20 protein-coding genes are annotated in these 18,025 nt (G+C 68.1%); 8 read left to right on the top strand and 12 right to left on the bottom strand.

The genetic code is table 11. The features are described 5' to 3' along the window. Positions 1-150: 150 nt before the first annotated feature. The 3 genes from AC0IYU_RS04085 to AC0IYU_RS04075 are packed head-to-tail and all read right to left on the bottom strand — an operon-like array spanning position 151 to position 1,634. Entirely contained in the window at positions 151-510 is a 360-nt protein-coding gene (locus AC0IYU_RS04085) for a hypothetical protein (protein ID WP_472113317.1), read from the bottom strand. Further along, positions 507-1,115: a cob(I)yrinic acid a,c-diamide adenosyltransferase gene (locus tag AC0IYU_RS04080; protein ID WP_472113315.1), complete on the bottom strand. Its 609-nt coding sequence runs from the start codon at positions 1,113-1,115 to the stop codon at positions 507-509. The genes AC0IYU_RS04085 and AC0IYU_RS04080 overlap by 4 nt, the downstream gene beginning before the upstream one ends. An 18-nt stretch (positions 1,116-1,133) precedes the next feature. Beyond that, positions 1,134-1,634 (bottom strand): DinB family protein, encoded by a 501-nt coding sequence (locus AC0IYU_RS04075; protein WP_472113313.1) that lies wholly within the window; start codon positions 1,632-1,634, stop codon positions 1,134-1,136. A 91-nt stretch (positions 1,635-1,725) separates the two neighbouring features. Here AC0IYU_RS04075 and AC0IYU_RS04070 point away from each other — a divergent pair, with 91 nt between their 5' ends. Continuing rightward, positions 1,726-3,150 carry an FAD-binding oxidoreductase gene (locus AC0IYU_RS04070; protein ID WP_472113310.1) on the top strand — a complete coding sequence of 475 codons (1,425 nt, stop codon included), beginning with the start codon at positions 1,726-1,728 and terminating at the stop codon, positions 3,148-3,150. A 104-nt stretch (positions 3,151-3,254) separates the two neighbouring features. Here the strand turns inward: AC0IYU_RS04070 and AC0IYU_RS04065 are convergent, their stop codons facing one another. From AC0IYU_RS04065 to AC0IYU_RS04025, 9 genes are all read right to left on the bottom strand, one after another. After that, a complete protein-coding gene (locus AC0IYU_RS04065; protein ID WP_435486584.1) occupies positions 3,255-4,160 on the bottom strand; it encodes a CsgG/HfaB family protein in 906 nt (301 codons plus the stop codon). Positions 4,161-4,301: 141 nt separating this feature from the next. Beyond that, the gene (locus AC0IYU_RS04060; RefSeq protein ID WP_472113308.1) at positions 4,302-5,258 is read right to left on the bottom strand and encodes a ParB/RepB/Spo0J family partition protein; all 957 of its coding nucleotides are present in this window, start codon (positions 5,256-5,258) and stop codon (positions 4,302-4,304) included. Next, on the bottom strand, positions 5,258-5,803 hold the full coding sequence (locus AC0IYU_RS04055; protein WP_472113306.1) for an RBBP9/YdeN family alpha/beta hydrolase: 546 nt from the start codon (positions 5,801-5,803) through the stop codon (positions 5,258-5,260). The genes AC0IYU_RS04060 and AC0IYU_RS04055 overlap by 1 nt, the downstream gene beginning before the upstream one ends. Before the next feature lie 42 nt (positions 5,804-5,845). Beyond that, a complete protein-coding gene (locus AC0IYU_RS04050) occupies positions 5,846-6,760 on the bottom strand; it encodes a ParA family protein (protein ID WP_435486586.1) in 915 nt (304 codons plus the stop codon). An 18-nt stretch (positions 6,761-6,778) separates the two neighbouring features. Beyond that, the gene (locus AC0IYU_RS04045; RefSeq protein WP_435439855.1) at positions 6,779-7,393 is read right to left on the bottom strand and encodes a LysE family transporter; all 615 of its coding nucleotides are present in this window, start codon (positions 7,391-7,393) and stop codon (positions 6,779-6,781) included. Positions 7,394-7,560: 167 nt separating this feature from the next. After that, a complete protein-coding gene (rsmG, locus tag AC0IYU_RS04040) occupies positions 7,561-8,202 on the bottom strand; it encodes a 16S rRNA (guanine(527)-N(7))-methyltransferase RsmG (RefSeq protein ID WP_472113303.1) in 642 nt (213 codons plus the stop codon). Then, complete coding sequence (gene mnmG, locus AC0IYU_RS04035) at positions 8,199-10,172, bottom strand: tRNA uridine-5-carboxymethylaminomethyl(34) synthesis enzyme MnmG (protein ID WP_472113301.1); 1,974 nt, start codon at positions 10,170-10,172, stop codon at positions 8,199-8,201. The genes rsmG and mnmG overlap by 4 nt, the downstream gene beginning before the upstream one ends. 174 nt (positions 10,173-10,346) lie before the next feature. Continuing rightward, the gene (locus tag AC0IYU_RS04030; RefSeq protein ID WP_472113299.1) at positions 10,347-11,234 is read right to left on the bottom strand and encodes a transglutaminase-like domain-containing protein; all 888 of its coding nucleotides are present in this window, start codon (positions 11,232-11,234) and stop codon (positions 10,347-10,349) included. A 14-nt stretch (positions 11,235-11,248) separates the two neighbouring features. Then, entirely contained in the window at positions 11,249-11,434 is a 186-nt protein-coding gene (locus AC0IYU_RS04025; protein ID WP_354353021.1) for a DUF1328 family protein, read from the bottom strand. A 180-nt stretch (positions 11,435-11,614) separates the two neighbouring features. Between AC0IYU_RS04025 and gstA the strand changes: the two genes are divergently transcribed. From gstA to gloA2, 7 genes are all read left to right on the top strand, one after another. Beyond that, positions 11,615-12,223 (top strand): glutathione transferase GstA, encoded by a 609-nt coding sequence (gstA, locus tag AC0IYU_RS04020; RefSeq protein WP_472113296.1) that lies wholly within the window; start codon positions 11,615-11,617, stop codon positions 12,221-12,223. A gap of 170 nt (positions 12,224-12,393) precedes the next feature. Next, entirely contained in the window at positions 12,394-13,122 is a 729-nt protein-coding gene (locus tag AC0IYU_RS04015) for an enoyl-CoA hydratase-related protein (protein WP_472113630.1), read from the top strand. Further along, the gene (locus AC0IYU_RS04010; RefSeq protein WP_472113295.1) at positions 13,119-14,990 is read left to right on the top strand and encodes an acyclic terpene utilization AtuA family protein; all 1,872 of its coding nucleotides are present in this window, start codon (positions 13,119-13,121) and stop codon (positions 14,988-14,990) included. Before AC0IYU_RS04015 ends, AC0IYU_RS04010 begins: the two co-directional genes overlap by 4 nt. An 87-nt stretch (positions 14,991-15,077) precedes the next feature. Continuing rightward, positions 15,078-16,181 (top strand): alkene reductase, encoded by a 1,104-nt coding sequence (locus tag AC0IYU_RS04005; RefSeq protein WP_435486593.1) that lies wholly within the window; start codon positions 15,078-15,080, stop codon positions 16,179-16,181. A gap of 69 nt (positions 16,182-16,250) precedes the next feature. Further along, positions 16,251-16,733 carry a RidA family protein gene (locus AC0IYU_RS04000; protein WP_472113293.1) on the top strand — a complete coding sequence of 161 codons (483 nt, stop codon included), beginning with the start codon at positions 16,251-16,253 and terminating at the stop codon, positions 16,731-16,733. Then, positions 16,730-17,224, top strand: a complete 495-nt coding sequence (locus tag AC0IYU_RS03995; protein WP_472113291.1) for a GNAT family N-acetyltransferase — start codon at positions 16,730-16,732, stop codon at positions 17,222-17,224. Before AC0IYU_RS04000 ends, AC0IYU_RS03995 begins: the two co-directional genes overlap by 4 nt. Next, a complete protein-coding gene (gene gloA2 / locus AC0IYU_RS03990) occupies positions 17,221-17,982 on the top strand; it encodes an SMU1112c/YaeR family gloxylase I-like metalloprotein (RefSeq protein ID WP_472113289.1) in 762 nt (253 codons plus the stop codon). The genes AC0IYU_RS03995 and gloA2 overlap by 4 nt, the downstream gene beginning before the upstream one ends. The last annotated feature ends 43 nt before the right edge of the window (positions 17,983-18,025 follow it).

The following is an 18,025-nucleotide window of genomic DNA, read 5'->3' as shown; positions in this document are numbered from 1 at the left end:
GCCGATCAACCACGGCGGTGAAAACGCTCACGCCGATGGGGTGCCTTGCGCAGCGAAATAAAGGAGGAGGCCGCAGGCCGGGGGACATTCGCGGAGCAAGGTACCCCGTCGGCGTGAGCGCACCCCGAACTGCCCCCCGAGGCACCGAGATCAGGGCGCGTTGCCCTGCGGCCCCACGGCCGGTGGGCGCGCCCGCCCGCCGGACCCTGGCGACAGCTTGCGACCGAAGGCTTCGCCCACGTTGCGCACGGGCCGGCTCGCCTTCTCCGACACGTTGTTCACACCGCGTCGCGCGGCGGCGTCCGCACGGTTGACGCCACGGCCCGCGGCGTTGGTGCCGCGCTGCACGCTGCCCACGACCTTGCCGCTGCGCGAGGGCGAGTTGAGGGTGTGCGCCCGCTGGGCCTGGGGTGGGTTGTCGGCACTTTGCGCCTGCGCGCCAACGGGCAACCACAGCGTTGCGACCATCGCTGCGGTGAGCGACGCGTGAAAGGTGTTCGGGAATTTCATGGGGCCTCCTGGGTGTCAGCTTCTGCCTCTGCCTCTGCCTCTGCCTCGGCCGCGCGCGCCATGCGCTCGCTCTTCCAGTACACGTCGTCGCCGCCGTCCATGCGGTTGAGCACGCGCGCCAGCACGAAGAGCAGGTCGCTGAGCCGGTTGAGGTATTGCCGCAGCGCATCGTTGAGCTGTTCGTTCGCACCCAGCGCGACCACCGCACGCTCGGCCCGGCGCGCCACCGTGCGGCACACATGCGCGAGCGACGCGGCGCGCGTGCCCGCCGGCAGGATGAACTCGGCCAGGCGCGGCAAGGCGGCGTTGTGCTCGGCCAGCGCGTTGTCCAGCTGCAGCAGCGCCTCGGCCTTCAGCAGCGTGAAGCCCGGCATCGACAGCTCGCCGCCCAGGTTGAAGAGCTGGTGCTGCACGTCGACCAGCAGCTCGCGCACGGGCTCTGGCAGGGGCTCGCACAGCAACACGCCGATGTTGGAGTTGAGCTCGTCCACGTCGCCCATCGCGTGCACGCGCAGATGGTCCTTGGGCACGCGCGTGTTGTCGCCGAGGCCGGTGGTGCCGTCGTCGCCCGTGCGGGTGGCGATCTGTGAGAGTCGGTTGCCCATTGGAGGCTCCTGAAGGGGTTAGGCGCCGACGGTGGAAGCGTCGATCTTGCCGGCCAGCCACTGCAGGCCTGCAAGATGCTGCTGGTCGTGGCTGCAAAGGTAGTGAATGAGGCTGCGCATCGTGAGCGGGCCGTAGCCCTCGAACACGGCCGTGCGCTGCAGTTGGGCGTCGCTCAGGCTCGAGACGATTTCCATCGTCTGGATGCGCGCCATGCGGAAGTCGGCCAGCACCTTCTGCGCGTCGGCCGTGCCGTAGCCGCGCTCGACGGCCAGCGGCTCGCTGTCGATGGAGGCCAGTGTCGGATGGGCTTCGGCCAGCGTGCGGCGAAAGCGCACGTGGTAGCCCTCGATCTCGATGTCGCGCACATGGCAGAGCTGCTCGATGGCGGTAAAGGCCTCGCTGGGCACGCCCTCCCACGAGGGCGGCGTCCAGTGCCTGTAGGCGGCGGGAATGGCCGCGTAGTGGGCCTCCAGTTGCGACGGGAAGGCCGCGAGAGCGCTGAGGGTCGTAGGGTTCATGTTTTTTCCGAAGCGCATTATGGTGCGCGCTCCGTAAAATGGCCCCTCCCCGCTTGATCCCGAACCCTCTCACCCTGCCAGGAGACGCCCGATGAACGCCCCGACCCAAACCTCGCACCTGATGCCGGAGCTTCATCTGCGCGACGTTCCTGCCGCACTCATCGACGGCCTGAAGACGCGCTTCGGCGCCAACTGTTCCACGGCGATGGCGGTGCGCACGCAGCACGGGCGCGACGAATCGTCGTTCGACGCACCGCCGCCCTCGGCCGTGGTGTTCGCGGAAAGCACGCAGGACGTGGCCGATGCCGTGAAGCTCGCCAGCGAGCACAGCGTGCCGGTCATTCCCTACGGCGCGGGTTCGTCGCTCGAAGGGCACCTGCTGGCGGTGCAAGGCGGCATCAGCATCGATGTGTCGCGCATGAACAAGGTGCTGTCGATCAATGCCGACGACCTCACGGTGACGGTGCAGCCGGGCGTCACGCGCAAGCAGCTCAACGAAGAGATCAAGAGCACGGGCCTGTTCTTCCCCATCGACCCGGGCGCGGACGCCTCCATCGGCGGCATGACGGCCACGCGCGCCAGCGGCACGAACGCGGTGCGCTACGGCACGATGCGCGAGAACGTGCTGGCGCTCGAAGTGGTCACCGCCAGCGGCGAGGTCATCCGCACCGGCACGCGCGCGAAGAAGTCGTCCGCCGGCTACGACCTCACGCGCCTCATGGTGGGCAGCGAAGGCACGCTGGGCGTGGTCACCGAGATCACGCTGCGCATCTACCCGCTGCCCGAGGCGGTGTCGGCCGCCATCTGCTCGTTCCCGAGCATCGAGGCCGCCGTGCGCACCACCATCGAGACCATCCAGCTGGGCGTGCCGATCGCGCGCGTGGAACTCATCGACGTGAACACGGTGCGCATGGTGAACGCGTACGCCAAGCTCGACCTGCGCGAAGAGCCGATGCTGCTGATGGAATTCCACGGCTCGCCCGCCGGCGTGAAGGAACAGGCCGAGACGGTGCAGGAGCTCGCCAGCGGCCACGGCGGCAATGCCTTCGAATGGGCCAGCACGCCCGAAGAACGCACGCGGCTTTGGACCGCGCGGCACAACAGCTACTTCGCGGCCGTGCAGTCGCGCCCGGGCTGCCGCGTGATCTCCACCGACACCTGCGTGCCCATCTCGCGCCTGGCCGACTGCCTGCTCGACTCGGTGGCCGAGGCCGATGCCAGCGGCATTCCCTACTTCCTCGTCGGCCACGTGGGCGACGGCAACTTCCACTTCGGCTACCTGCTCGACCCGAACGTGCCCGAAGAGCGCGTGAAGGCCGAGCAACTCAACCATGCGCTGGTGAGCCGCGCGCTGGCGCTCGAAGGCACCTGCACCGGCGAGCACGGCGTGGGCCTGCACAAGATGGACTTCCTGGTGACCGAGGCCGGTGCCGGCGCCATCGACATGATGCGCACCATCAAGCGCGCGCTGGACCCGAAGAACATCATGAACCCGGGCAAGATCTTCGCGCTCTGAGCCGGCTCGGCCCGCTCAGGCGCCACGATAAAAAAAGCCCGGTGGCTCGTGAGAGCCACCGGGCTTTCTGCTTTGCAGTTGCCGTGCTTGCTGGTTGCTTTTGTTTATTGGTTGCTGTTGCTGCGCCGACGCGCCGGTGCCTTCTCTGCGGGCACGTAGGTTTGCGACGGTGCCGCGCCGCCGTCCACACCGAGTCGCCCGCCGCCACCGAGGCCCTGGCCGCGAACGGTCTGTGCCTTGTAGTTGCGCAGCGAACGGACCATCTGGTTGAAGGCGTCCATGAACGCCGCGGCAATCACCTTGCCCTGCGCCGTGTTGGTGTAGCCGCCGACGCCGCCAGCGCCGCCGCGGCCGGCCAGCGCACCGAAGGCGCCGAAGTCGGTCTTGGAGGCGCTGCCTTCGGCGGCCGCCACCTGCACGCCCGAGCGGTTGTCGATGAGGGTCAGCAGCGCGCTGGCTTCCTTGGTCTGCATGCTGCCGCCGAGCTGGGCCAGCGCACGGCCGCGGCCGCCACCCACCAGGCCGCCAAGCGCCCCGCCGATGCCGCCGGCATCGCTGTTGCTGAAGACGATTTCCGGCGACAGTCCGTAGTCGGATGCCACCATCTGGCCGCGGCCGAAGTTGCTGCCGCCGCGCATTTCGCCCGACTGCTGCAGCGCGCGCTCGCGCGTCATGGCGTTCATGCCGGCCGCGCCGCGTTCCACGACGACGAAGCAGTTCGACTGTTGCACCAGCAGGCGCAGCAGGTTGGCGGTGGGCGGCAGCTTGTATTCGCCGGTGAGCACGGTGTACCAACCGGCGCTCTGGTTCTCGATCAGCGAGACCGTGCCGAGCGGCGATTCGCAACGCTCGAGCTGGCTGCTTTCGCCGGAGGTCGCACCGCCGGCCGCGCTGCCGGTGGCCATGGTCTTGGCCGACTGGCTGCCCATCTGCATGTCGGTGGCCGCACAACCGGTGAGAAAGAAGGCGCCCGCGGCAATGGCCGCAAGCGGGAACTTGGTGAGCTGCATGGGTGGACTCCCTCTGTGTTCAGAGATATTAGTTAACAAATTCAGTCGCGAAGGATACGCGCAAAGGATTGCACTGATCAACCAAACGAATGCACGACACCGCGTTCACACCACAGGCCATTCGGAAGATGCCGGCCCGTTTCAGGCCGCCGTTCGGCGGATGCGCTCGATCAGTCCGTTGAGCGCATCGATGGAGCCGAAGTGAATGACCAGCTCGCCGCTTTCGCCGCGCTTGGTGCGCTTCTTGATGCGCACCTCGACCTCGGCGGTCAGCAGGTCGGCGAGTTCTTCTTCCACGCGCTGCAGGTCGCGCGACTTCTCGCCGTCGTTGCTGCGCCGCGAAGGCGTGAGCGTGAACTCGGCCGCGAGCTTCTTCACCAGCGCCTCGGCCTCGCGCACCGACATCTTCTTAGCCGCGATCTGGTTGGCCGCGGTGATCTGCGTGCCGCGGTCCAGCGACAGCAGCGCGCGCGCGTGGCCCATGTCGATGTCGCCGGCCATCAGCATCTGCTGCGCGGGCTCGGCCAGGTTCAGCAGGCGCAGCAGGTTGCTGGCCGCGCTGCGCGAACGGCCCACGGCCTGCGCCGCCTGCTCGTGCGTGAGGCCGAACTCGTTCACCAGGCGCTGCAGGCCTTGCGCCTCTTCCAGCGGGTTGAGGTCTTCGCGCTGGATGTTCTCGATCAGCGACATCGCCGCCGCGGCCTCGTTGGGCACGTCGCGCACCAGCACCGGCACGCTGTCCAGGCCCGCGAGCTTGGCGGCCCGGAAGCGCCGCTCGCCCGCGATGATTTCGTACTCGGCGTTCTTGGCGGCGGCCGATTCGGCGTCGAGCCGGCGCACCAGGATCGGCTGCATGATGCCCTGCACCTTGATGCTCTCGGCCAGCTCGTACAGCGCGCCCTCGTCCATGCGCGTGCGCGGCTGGTAGACGCCCGCAACCATCTGGTCGAGCATCAGCGTGTTCGGATTACGCTGCGCGCCACCGTCTTGCGAGCCCGGGGTGCCGTCGCCGTTGCCGTGGTCGGCCGCCGGCGCGGCGGTGGGGCCGAGCAAGGCTTCGAGGCCGCGGCCCAGGCCCTTGGGTTTCTTGGTCGCCATCAGTCGGTGTCTTTCGAGATTTCGTTCAATAGGTGCCGGCCTTCGGGCCAGTCGCCCAGGCCGGATTCGGCATTCAGGTGGCCGCCCGGGCCGGCGTCGACGAAGCGGGCACCCCAGTCATGGGCGAGCTGCCGGGAGCGCGCGGCGTCGCAGTACGGGTCGTCGTTGGCGGCGACCAGCACCGCGGGAAACGGCAGCGCCTGGCGCACGATGGGCGCCCAGCCGGGAATCAGCTGGCGCAGGTCGTCGCGCTCCAGGTCCCCGGGCGCGACCAGCAAGGCGCCGCGCACCTTGTGCGTGTGGCGCGAATGCGCGGCCCAGGACGCGACCAGGATGCAGCCCAGGCTGTGTGCCGCGAAGACCACCGGGCCCGGTGCGGCCAGCACGGCCTCCTCGAGCTGGATCGACCAGTCGCCGCGCAACGGGCGCATCCACTCGTGCTGCTCGACGCGCTGGTCGCCGTACACCGACTCCCAGCGGGTTTGCCAATGCCCGGGGCCGCTGTTCTGCCAACCGGGCAAGAGCAGGATGCGGGGCGCCGTCATTTGCTATTACTTTGATAGCAACACACGGAGGCAGGACGTGGGTCAGGCATTGTTTTCGCTGGTGGAGTTCGGCGAGGAAGCCGGTGCCAGCACGTCGTCTGGAATGGCCAGGTCAGGCGCGGCGCGGCCGACCGCGGCAATGGGCGGCGCCACCGCACCCGAGGCGAAGGCGCTCGCGGGCGGCATCTTCTCGATCAGCTCCTGCGCGAAGGCAATGAAAGCCTGGCTGCCGCGCGCCGCCGGATCGAACACCACGCCCGGCAGGCCGTAGCTCGGCGCCTCGGCCAGGCGTACGTTGCGCGGGATCACGGTGTCGAACACCTTGTCGCCGAAGTGGGACTTGAGCTGCTCGCTCACCTGCTGCTGCAGGGTGATGCGCGGATCGAACATCACGCGCAGCAGGCCGATGATCTGCAGGTTCTTGTTGAGGTTGGCGTGCACCTGCTTGATGGTGTTGACCAGGTCGGTCAGCCCTTCGAGCGCAAAGTACTCGCACTGCATCGGCACGATGACGCCGTGCGCGGCGCACAGGCCATTGAGCGTGAGCAGGCTCAGGCTGGGCGGGCAGTCGATCAGCACGAAGTCGTATTCGGCACCGACCGCGGCCAGCGCGGTGCGCAGGCGCTTCTCGCGGCGGTCGATGGCCACCATTTCGACCTCGGCGCCGGCCAGCTCGCGGTTGGCGCCCAGCACGTCGTAGCCGCAACCGCCCTCCACCAGCTTGTCGGCCTTGACGCGGGCCTCGGCCACCGAGGCCGACTCCAGCAGCACGTCGTACACCGTCAGCTCCAGCTGGCGCTTGTCGATGCCCGAACCCATGGTGGCATTGCCCTGGGGGTCGAGGTCGATCATCAGCACGCGCTGGCCGGCCTTGGCCAGGCCGGCCGCGAGGTTGACGGTGGTGGTGGTCTTGCCGACGCCGCCCTTTTGGTTGGCAATGCAGAAAATCTTGGCCATGTCAGTGCGGGAGGTCGATCAGCGGGAAATCGCGAGCTTGATGCCGAAGGCGATCAGGAAGGTACCGGCCAGCTTCTCGAGCGTGGTGGAAATGCGGGGATTGGCGCGGATGCGCTCGGCCAGGAAGTGCGTGAGCAGGGTCGAGGTCAGGCCGTACAGGAAGGTCAGCGCCGCAATGGTGACGGCCATGGCGCCGAAGCTGATCAGCCCCTGATGGCGGGCCGGGTCCACGAACAGCGGGAAGAAGGCCATGTAGAACACGATCGCCTTCGGGTTCAGCAAGGTGATGGTGAAGGCCTGGCGCAGGAAATGGCTGGGCTTGATGTTGAGGATGGGCGCCGAGCCGGGCTTGGCCAGCAGCATCTTGAGGCCCAGCCACGCCAGGTAGCCGGCACCCAGCCATTGCACCGCCTTGAAGGCGGCAGGGTACGCCGCCAGCACGGCCGAAACGCCCGCCACCGCGGCCCACATCAGGCACTGGTCACCGAGGATCAGCCCGGCCGTCGCGGCCAACCCGCCACGAATCCCGCCCTTGCTGGTCGACGTGATCAGCGCCAGGTTGCCCGGGCCGGGAATCAGGAGAAACAGGACGATGGCGGCGACGAATGCGCCGTAGTCAGCGATGCCGAACATGGGATTGCCTCAAAAAGAGCGCCGGGAACAGACGGGAGAGAAACGCGAGGGAGGCAACGAGTCTAAGCGAGCACGATGCCGGGAGGGCGGTCGAGGCACCGGGTTTTGCCGGTGCCTCTGCTTCTTTTACGGAATCGAACGTGATTCCGGCCAACCTTGGTCGGCTTTCAGACGGCTTCTTTGCGTGCCCAGACGATGCAGCGCTCGGCATCGAGGCCTGGAACCGTCAGTTGTTCCACGTGAAACACTGCCACGCCCTCGGGCAAGACAGCGAGTTCGTCGCTGGGGACCTTGCCCTTCATGGCCAGCCACACGCCGCCCGGGGCGAGCAGGTTCATCGAGCCGTTGAAGAAGTCCGGCAACGAGGCGAAGGCGCGCGAGCTGATCACCTCGTAGCTGCCGGTCAGCGACTCGACCCGTGCGTGAAGTCCGCGCAAGTTGGGCAGTTCCAGCTCGGCCGACACCTGCTGCACGAAGGCAGCCTTCTTGGCCACGGCGTCGAGGCAACTCACATGCAGGTCGGGCCGCATGATGGCGATCACCACGCCGGGCAGCCCGCCGCCGGAGCCCACGTCGAGCAGCTTGCCCTCCCCTGGCCACTCGCGCTGCAACGGCGCGACCGCTGCCAGGCTGTCGAGCAGATGGTGCGTCAGCACGCTGGCGGGGTCGCGCAGCGCTGTCAGGTTATAGACCTTGTTCCACTTGAGCATCAACGTGCCGTAGGCCAGCAGTTGCTCGCCCTGCCCGTCAGACAAGGCAACGCCCATGGCGGCTGCGCCCGCGCGCAGCGTATCGATGGGCGCCGTCATTCCGCGGACTGCGGCGCGGCGGCTGCTTCCGTGGCGGTTTCGGTCGGTTCGGCCCCACGGGCGAAGGCCTTGTGGCCGCCCTTGCGCAGGTGAATCATCAACAGCGAGATGGCAGCCGGCGTCACGCCGGAGATGCGCGAGGCCAGGCCCAGCGTTTCCGGACGGTGCTTGTCCAGCTTCTGGCGGACCTCGAAGCTCAGCGCCTTGACCTGTCCGTAGTCGAAATCGGCCGGCAGCTTCAGGCTTTCGAAGTGCGACGCACGCTCCACCTCGCCGTGCTGACGCTCGATGTAGCCCGAGTACTTGGCCGAAATCTCGATCTGCTCGACCTCGGTGCCGTTGAGTGCTGCCGGGGCGGCGTACTTGCCGCCGTCCAGGGACATGAGCGTTTCGTAGTTCACGTCGGGCCGGCGCAGCAAGTCCGCCAAGTTGTATTCGTGGTCGATGGCCTTGCCCAGCACCCGCTCCGACTCGGCAGCCGGCAGGTTGCGCGGGTTCACCCAGATCGACTTGAGCCGCTCTGTTTCACGTGAAACAACGTCGCGCTTTCGGCTGAAAGCGTCCCAGCGCGCGTCGTCCACCAAACCCAGCTTGCGCCCTGCTTCGGTCAGCCGCATGTCGGCGTTGTCCTCGCGCAGTTGCAGGCGGAACTCGGCGCGGCTGGTGAACATGCGGTAAGGCTCGGTCACACCCTTGGTGATCAGGTCGTCGACCAGCACACCCAGGTAGGCCTCGTCGCGGCGCGGCAGCCAGGCGTCTTCATCGCGGCATTGCAGCGCGGCATTGATGCCGGCGAACAGGCCCTGGGCCGCCGCCTCTTCGTAGCCGGTGGTGCCGTTGATCTGCCCGGCAAAGAACAAGCCCTTCACTGAACGGGTCTCGAAGCTGCTCTTGAGTTCGCGCGGATCGAAGTAGTCGTACTCGATGGCGTAGCCCGGGCGCAGGATGTGGGCGTTCTCCAGGCCCGCCATGGAGCGAACCAGCTGCAGCTGGATGTCGAACGGCAGGCTGGTCGAGATCCCGTTCGGGTAGTACTCATTGGTCGTCAGGCCTTCGGGCTCCAGGAAGATCTGATGGCTTTCCTTGTCGGCGAAGCGGTTGATCTTGTCTTCCACGCTCGGGCAATAACGCGGGCCGACACCGTCGATCTTCCCGGTGAACATCGGGCTGCGGTCGAATCCGGAGCGAATGATGTCGTGTGTGCGCGCGTTGGTGTGGGTGACCCAGCACGCCATCTGTCGCGGATGCATGTCCGCACGGCCCATGAAGCTGAACACCGGCATCGGCCCTGCCCCGCCCGGCATGCCGTCGCCCGGCTGCTCGGCCAGTTTGGAAAAGTCGATGCTGCGCCCGTCCAGGCGCGGCGGTGTGCCGGTCTTCAGCCGGCCTTGGGGCAGCTTCAGTTCCTTCAGCCGCGCCGACAGGCTGATGGCCGGCGGATCGCCCGCGCGGCCGGCCTGGTAGTTGTCCAGGCCCACATGAATGCGGCCGTCGAGGAAGGTGCCCGCGGTCAGCACCACGGTGCGCGCACGAAAGGCAATGCCCACCTGCGTGATGGCGCCGACCACGCGGTCGCCCTCCACCATCAGGTCGTCGACGGCTTGCTGGAACAGGCTCAGGTTCGGCTGGTTTTCCAGGCGGTGGCGAATGGCCGCCTTGTACAGCACGCGGTCCGCCTGCGCGCGGGTGGCGCGCACCGCCGGGCCCTTGCTCGAATTGAGAATGCGGAACTGGATGCCGGCCTCGTCGGTGGCAATGGCCATCGCGCCGCCCAGCGCATCGACCTCCTTCACCAGGTGGCCCTTGCCGATGCCGCCGATTGAAGGGTTGCAGCTCATCTGGCCCAGCGTCTCGATGTTGTGGGAGAGCAGCAGCGTCTTGGCGCCCATGCGCGCGGCAGCGAGCGCGGCTTCGGTGCCGGCATGGCCACCGCCGACGACGATCACGTCGAATTCTTCGGGGTACAGCATTTGAATGGGGGGCGCACAACTGACGCGTGCGCGGCGCAAAAGGGGGCGCCAATTTTAATCGCCGGTGCCCGCCTGCGCCTGTTGTGTGGACAAGCTAGAGGGCCCTGCCAAATGGCCCTTTGCGCGCATGCCCGCTGAATAGTTTGCTATATATTTAATAGCAACCAACCCGCGTCAGCCGGTCACTTCAGCCACTTGCACCACAGGCACGGGCTTCTCGATGCCCACCAGCGCGCCGGTGGGCGGCGGTGCCTTCGAGGGTTGCAGGCTCTCGTCCTGCAGCTCGCGAATCGACAAGCGCTTGTCCGTCATGCGCACGTTGCCGAAAATCGTGCAGAAGGCCACGTCCTTGGCGTCGCGCCCGGTGCCCACGCGCACGAGGCGGTCGACCGGCGCCATGCGCGTCGGATCGAACAGCACCCACTGCCCGCCGATCCACGCTTCGAACACCGCATGAAAGTCCTGCGGCGGTTCGTCGAACCACACATAGCCCACCACCAGCCGCGCCGGAATGTTCAGCGCGCGGCAGAAGGTGATGCCCAGGTGCGCAAAGTCGCGGCACACGCCCGCCCGTTCCACGAACACCTCGCTGGCGGTGGTGGTCGAGACGCTGCTGCCCGGCTCGTAGGCAATGCTGTCGTGGATCCAGTCGACGATGGCCTGCACCCGGCCGATGCCCGGCGGCAGGTCGCCGAAGAGTTGCTGCGCGCAACGCGACATCAGGTCCGACTCGCAGTAGCGCGTGGGCATCATGTAGTGCAGCACCGCGTCGGGCACCTGGCTGACCGACACCTCGCGCAGGTCGGGCGGCACCAGCACATGGGCGCGTTGCACGCTGGCCTTGTAGCTGATCTTCAGCGGCCCGGGGTTGGCATCGAAGCGGATGAAGCGGTTGCCGTTCGCCTCGTCGCAAAACAGCTGCATCTCGGTCGGCGGCTCGATGGTCAGCTGCTCGTTGACCACGGCCTGCACGCCGCACCTGGCCGCCTCGATGTTGAGCAGCATGTGGGCGGGCGCAACCACCTCGTAGTCGAGGTGCGCGTCGATGTGGGAGAGATGCATGGGTTCCCCGCAGCTCAGTCGAGCGCTTTCTTCACCGCGCCCACGCCCAGCGCGGCCAGCACGACGAACAGCACGGCCAGCACCAGGAACAGGCCGAACAGCAGCTTGGCGATGCCGGCGGCACCGGCGGCCACGCCACCGAAGCCCAACACACCCGCCAGCAGCGAGATGACCGCAAAAATGATCGCGTACTTCAACATTTGAAACTCCTTCAGCGGGGCCCTGCCCACCGTGCGACGCAGCTTAGAAAATGCCCGCCCCGCGCCCGATAGTCGCCCTCCTCAAGGCGCCGTAGGACAAAAACGCGACGCAGCCAAACCCGCTAGCATCCTGCGCGGTCTCCCACAACAATCACCTCGTCATCCTTTGGAGTTATTCGAATGAAGCTGTATTACTCGCCGGGCGCATGCTCGCTCTCGCCCCACATTGCGCTGCATGAAGCAGGCATCGCCGTCGAGGCCGTGCTGGCCAGCACCAAGAGCCACAAGCTGCAAGACGGCACCGACTACTACGGCATCAACCCGCTGGGCTACGTGCCGATGCTCGAGCTCGACGACGGCACCCGCCTGCGCGAAGGCCCGGCCATCCTGCAATACATCGCCGACCTGGCGCCCACCAAGAACCTGGCACCGGCCGCCGGCACCCTGCAGCGCTACCGCCTGCAGGAGTGGCTGACCTTCATCGGCACCGAGGTGCACAAGGGCTTCAGCCCGCTGTTCAACCCGAACATGCCCGAAGAAGCCAAGACCATCTTCAAGGACAAGCTCGCCTCGCGCTTCAAGTGGCTCGACAGCGAACTGGCCAACAAGCAATACCTGATGGGCGACACCTTCAGCGTGGCCGACGGCTACCTGTTCACCGTGACCAACTGGACCAAGCCCACGGGCGTGGACATCTCCGGCTTCCCCAACCTGCAGGCGTGGCATGCACGCGTGGGCGCACGCCCCGCGGTGCAGGAAGCCTTGAAGGCCGAAGGCCTGCTGAAGTAAGCCGGCAACGGCGCGGCCGGATTTCCCTCAGGGAAAACCCGGCCCGCTTCAGCCACAAGCCGCATGAAGCGGCTTTTTTTTCGGGCGACGCTAGGCACATGCCCCATTCGCCCTCATTGCCTCCGTCCCCCTCCTGCACCGAACTGCGCGAAGAGCTGCGCGGGCCCGTCATGTGGCTCACCATCGAACGCGAAGAGCGCCGCAACGCCGTCAACGCCGCCGTCATCGCCGGCCTGGGCGATGCCCTCGCACGCGCCAACGCCGACACCGCCGTGCGCGCCGTGGTGATCACCGGCGCCGGCACGCGCGCCTTCTGTTCGGGCGCCGACCTGCAGAGCGGCACCTCCTTCAAGTTCGACTACGCCGCGCCCTACCAGGGCATGGCCAACCTCTTTCGCCAGGCGCGCCAGTCGACCGTGCCGCTGATCGCGCGCGTCAACGGCGCCTGCATGGCGGGCGGCATGGGCCTCATGGCCATGTGCGACATGGCAGTGGCCGCCCGCCACGCCGTGTTCGGCCTGCCCGAGGTCAAGGTCGGCGTCTTTCCCGCGCAGGTGCTCAGCGTGCTGGGCGGCCTGCTGCCGCGCCGCGTGCTGGCCGAGATGTGCATCACCGGCGAGCCCATCACCGCCGCGCAGGCGTTGGAACTCCACCTGGTCAACCGCGTGAGCGACGAAGTCGACGAGGCCGTCGAGGGGCTGCTGGCGCGCCTGCTCGACAAGTCGCCCGCCGCCATCCGCCGCGGGCTGTACACCATGAAGAAGATCGAGGCGATGGCCTTCGAGGAATCGATGGCCTTCACCGAAAGCCAGATCGGCCTCTTCGCATTGACCGAGGACGCCGCCGAAGGGCAGCTCGCCTTCCGCGAGAAACGCAAGCCGCAATGGAGTGGGCGATGAACAGCAGCAGCAGCAAAGGGCACCACGCCAACCGCGTCGTGCGCATCGGCGGCGCCTCGGGCTTCTGGGGCGACAGCAGCGTGGGCGCGCCGCAGCTCGTGGGCAGCGGGCAGATCGACTACCTGGTGTTCGACTACCTGGCCGAACTCACCATGTCGATCCTGGCGGGCGCGCGGCTGAAGAAACCCGAGCTGGGCTATGCCACCGACTTCGTGACCGTGGCCATGAAGGCCGTGCTGAAGGACGTGGTCACACAAGGCATTCGCGTGGTGAGCAACGCGGGCGGCGTCAATCCGCAGGGCTGCGCCGACGCGCTCGCGGCCCTTGCTGCCGAGCAGGGCATCGAACTGAAGATCGCCGTGGTGAGCGGCGACGACGTGTCCGCGCTGCTGCCGCAGCTGCGCCAGTCGCAGCCGCCGGTGCGCGAACTGCAGAGCGGTGCGGCATTGCCGGAACGCGTGCTCACGGCCAACGCGTACCTGGGCGCGCGCCCGATCCAGGCCGCGCTCGACGCCGGTGCGCAGGTGGTCATCACCGGGCGCTGCGTCGACTCGGCCGTGACGCTGGGCGTGCTCATGCACGAATTCAGGTGGCAGCCGGGCGACTTCGACCTGCTCGCCGCCGGCAGCCTCGCGGGCCACATCATCGAGTGCGGCTGCCAGGCCACCGGCGGCCTGCACACCGACTGGGACACCGTGCCCGACTGGCCCAACATCGGCTACCCGATCGTAGAGTGCGGCGCCGACGGCAGCTTCGTCGTCACCAAGCCCGCGGGCACGGGCGGCAAGCTCACGCCCGCCGTGGTGGGCGAGCAGATGCTCTACGAAATCGGCGACCCTGCCGCCTACCTGCTGCCCGACGTGACGGCCGACTTCACGCAGGTGCACATCGCGCAGGCCGGCGAGCACCGCGTGCGCGTGCACGGCGCGCGCGGCCGCGCACCGACCGCGAGCTACAAGGTGAGCGCCACCTACGTCGACGGCTTCAAGACCGCGGCGCAGCTCACCCTCGTGGGCTTCGACGCGGCGGCCAAGGCCAGGCGCACGGGCGAGGCGATCCTGGCGCGCACGCAGGCGCTGTTCGCGCAGCACGGCTTCGGCACCTACAGCGGCACGCAGCTCGAGGTGCTGGGGGCCGAGTCCTGCTACGGCCCGCATGCGAATGCGCAGGCCCTGCAGACGCGCGAAGCGGTGCTGCGGCTCGCCGTGACGCATCCGCGCAAGGAGGCGCTGGCGCTGTTCGCGCGCGAGGTGGCGCCGGCCGGCACCTCGTGGGCGCCGGGCACCACGGGCGCGGGCGGCGGGCGGGCCTCGGTGTCGCCGTCGATCCGGCAGTACGCCTTCCTGCTCGACAAGTCGCAGGTGCAGGCCGGCTTGCATATCGGCGGCGAACCCATCGCGCTGCCGCGCCTCGACGCACCGGTGGCGACCGATGCCGCCGCACCGGTCGCGCAGCCCGACAAGGCCCGGGAGACCGCACCCGCACCCGCACCCGCACCCGCACCCCAGGCATCGGACACCGTCGAAGTGCCCCTGGTGCGACTCGCCTGGGCCCGCAGCGGGGACAAGGGCGACACCTCGAACATCGGCGTCATCGCGCGCCACCCCGCCCTGCTGCCGCTGCTGCGCGAACAGCTCACCGAGGCGCGCGTGGCCGGCTGGCTGGCCCACCTCGTCAAGGGCCGCGTCACGCGCTTCGAGGTGCCGGGCATCGGCGCCTTCAACTTCGTCTGCGAGCAGGCGCTGGGCGGCGGCGGCATGGCGTCGCTGCGCAACGACCCGCTGGGCAAGGGCATGGGGCAGATCCTGCTGGCCGTGCCGGTGCGGGTGAGCCCCGCGCTGTTGTCCTTGCTGTCGCCCTTGTCCTAGCACCAAACAGGACAACCGTACGACAGCAGGGTTGAGGCCGCGCGCTTAGCCTTGCGCCTGTTTCAACTCTGCCCACCCGCAACTCCGATGTCCACCCTCTTCGACCCCGTCCAGGCCGGCGACCTGCAGCTCGCCAACCGCATCGTGATGGCGCCGCTGACGCGCAACCGCTCGCCCAATGCGATTCCGCCCGACATCGCCACCACCTACTACGCCCAGCGCGCCAGCGCCGGCCTGCTCATCACCGAAGCCACCGCCATCAGCCACCAGGGCCAGGGCTACTCGGACGTGCCCGGCCTCTACGGCAGCGAACAGCTCGACGCCTGGAAGCGCGTGACCGACGCCGTGCATGCCGAAGGCGGCAAGATCGTCGTGCAGCTGTGGCACGTGGGCCGCGTCTCGCACACCGAACTGCAGCCCGACGGCGGCAAGCCGGTGGCACCCTCGGCCATCACCGCCAAGACCAAGACCGTGCTCATCAAGAACGGCGTGCCGGGCTTCGTCGACACCTCCGAGCCGCGCGCGCTCGACGCTGGTGAAATCCCGGGCATCGTGCACGCCTTCGCGGTGGCCGCTCGCAGCGCGGTGGAAACCGCCGGCTTCGACGGCGTGGAACTGCACGGCGCCAACGGCTACCTGCTCGACCAGTTCCTGAAGGACGGCAGCAACAAGCGCACCGACGACTACGGCGGCTCCATCGAGAACCGCGCACGCCTGCTGCTCGAAGCCACGCGCGCCGTGGTCGACGCGGTCGGCGGCGGCAAGACCGGCATCCGCCTGTCGCCCGTCACGCCCGCCAACGACGCGCACGACAGCAACCCGCAGCCGCTGTTCACCTACGTGGTGAAGCAGCTCGCGCAGCTCAACCTGGCCTACATCCACATCATCGAAGGCGCCACCGGCGGCCCGCGCGAAATTGCCGACCGTCCCTTCGACTACGAAGCGCTGAAGGCCGCCTACCGCGAAGCCGGCGGCAAGGGCGCATGGATGGTGAACAACGGCTACGACCGCCCGCTGGCCGAGGAAGCCGTGAAGGAAGGCGACGACCTCGTGGCCTTCGGCAAGCCCTTCATCTCCAACCCCGACCTCGTGCGCCGCCTGCGCGAGAACGCACCGCTCAACGAGATCGACAAGGCCACCATGTACGGCGGCGGCGCCAAGGGCTACACGGACTATCCGGCGCTGGCCTGATCCTGCTGCCGCAGGGGGCCATGGCAAGATGCGGCGGACCCATTCGTCCGCCGACAGGAGACAACCGCCATGGCCCGCATTGCACAACGACTGGCCGCTTCAGGCCTCGTGCTGCCCCCTCCCGTGACGCCGCCGCCCGGCGTCGTGCTGCCCTTCCAGTTCGTGCGCGTCATCGGCAGGCGCGCGCTCGTCTCGGGCCACGGTCCGCTCAATGCCGACGGCACCATCGCCGAACCGCTGGGCAAGCTGGGGCGTGAAGTCACCGTCGAACAGGGCTACGTGGCCGCGCGCCTCACCGCGCTCGCCATGCTCGGCAGCCTGCAGCGCGCGCTCGGCGACCTCGACCGTATCACCGCGTGGACGCGCGTGTTCGGCATGGTCGCGTGCGCACCCGGCTTCGACAGGCAGCCGGCCGTGATCAACGGTTTCTCCGACCTCGTCCTCGAACTCTTCGGCCCCGACATCGGCGCGCATGCGCGCAGTGCCGTGGGCATGGCGGAGCTGCCGTTCAACATTCCGGTGGAGATCGAGGGCGAGGTGGAGTTCGAGTGACGCACCCCACGCACCCCACGATCCCCTCGCCCGCCACCTTGCCCTGGACGTTGCGGCGTGCCACCGCGGCCGACACGGCCGCCGTTGCCGCCTGCGCCGCCGACGCCTTCCGCGTCTACATTCCGCGCCTGGGCGTCGAGCCCAGGCCGATGACGCGCGACTACGCCGAGGCCATCGCCCATGCGCAGGTGTGGGTCGCCACGCTGCGGCAGGAGACCGTCGCCGCGCTGCTGCTCGACGTGACCGGCGAGGGCTTCCTGATCGACGTGATCGCGGTGCTTCCGGCGCACCAGGGCACGGGCCTCGGGCGTGCCTTGCTCGAGCTCGCCGAGCGCGAGGCCGTGCGGCAAGGCCATGCGTCGATCTACCTCTACACCAACGAGAAGATGACCGAGAACCTCGCGCTCTACCAGCGCATCGGCTATGTCGAATACAAGCGCGAAACGCTCGACGGCCGCACCCGCGTCTACCTGCGAAAGCCCTTGCAGTGAGCACCGCGATGCAGCTGGCCCGCATCCACCACGTGGCCATCATCTGCGCCGACTACGCGGTGTCGAAACGCTTCTACACCGAGGTGCTCGGCCTGCGCGTGATCGCCGAGAACCACCGCGCCGCGCGCGATTCGTACAAGCTCGACCTGGCCCTGCCCGACGGCTCGCAGATCGAACTCTTCTCCTTTCCCGGTGCGCCCGCGCGGCCCACGCGGCCTGAAGCGCAAGGGCTGCGTCACCTGTCCTTCGAGGTGCACGACGTGCAGGCCGCCGCCGACGAACTCGCGGCGCAAGGCATTGCGGTGGAGCCGCTGCGCATCGACGAATTCACCGGGCGGCGCTTCACGTTCTTCGCCGATCCCGACGGTCTTCCGCTGGAGCTCTACGAGGCCGCGCCGGCCGAGGAACTCGATGCCCTGCTGCTGAAACTCGAAGGCGCATTGCACCTGCGCGAGGTGCGCGCGAGTGCGGAGCAACTCATGGAACTGCTCGACGACGACTTCCATGAACTCGGCGTGTCGGGCGCCGTGTGGACACGCGCGGCCATCGTCGATGCACTGCGCGACGAGGCGTTTTCAAGGCGCACGATGTCGGACTTTCGCGTGCTGCGCATGGCGGGCGACGTGGCGCTGGTCGCGTACCGCGTGCACCGCGAAGCCATCGCTGAAAGGCCTGCGGCGGACTCGCTGCGCAGCTCGCTGTGGAAGCGCAGGCAGGGCCGGTGGCGGATGGTGTTTCACCAGGGCACGGCGCTGTAGCGCGCTGTCTTTCTCCCTCCCCTCACGGGGGAGGGCCGGGGTG

It is taken from the genome of Variovorax sp. AC103 (assembly GCF_979254005.1).
This window is presented reverse-complemented; position numbering and strand designations above follow the sequence as displayed.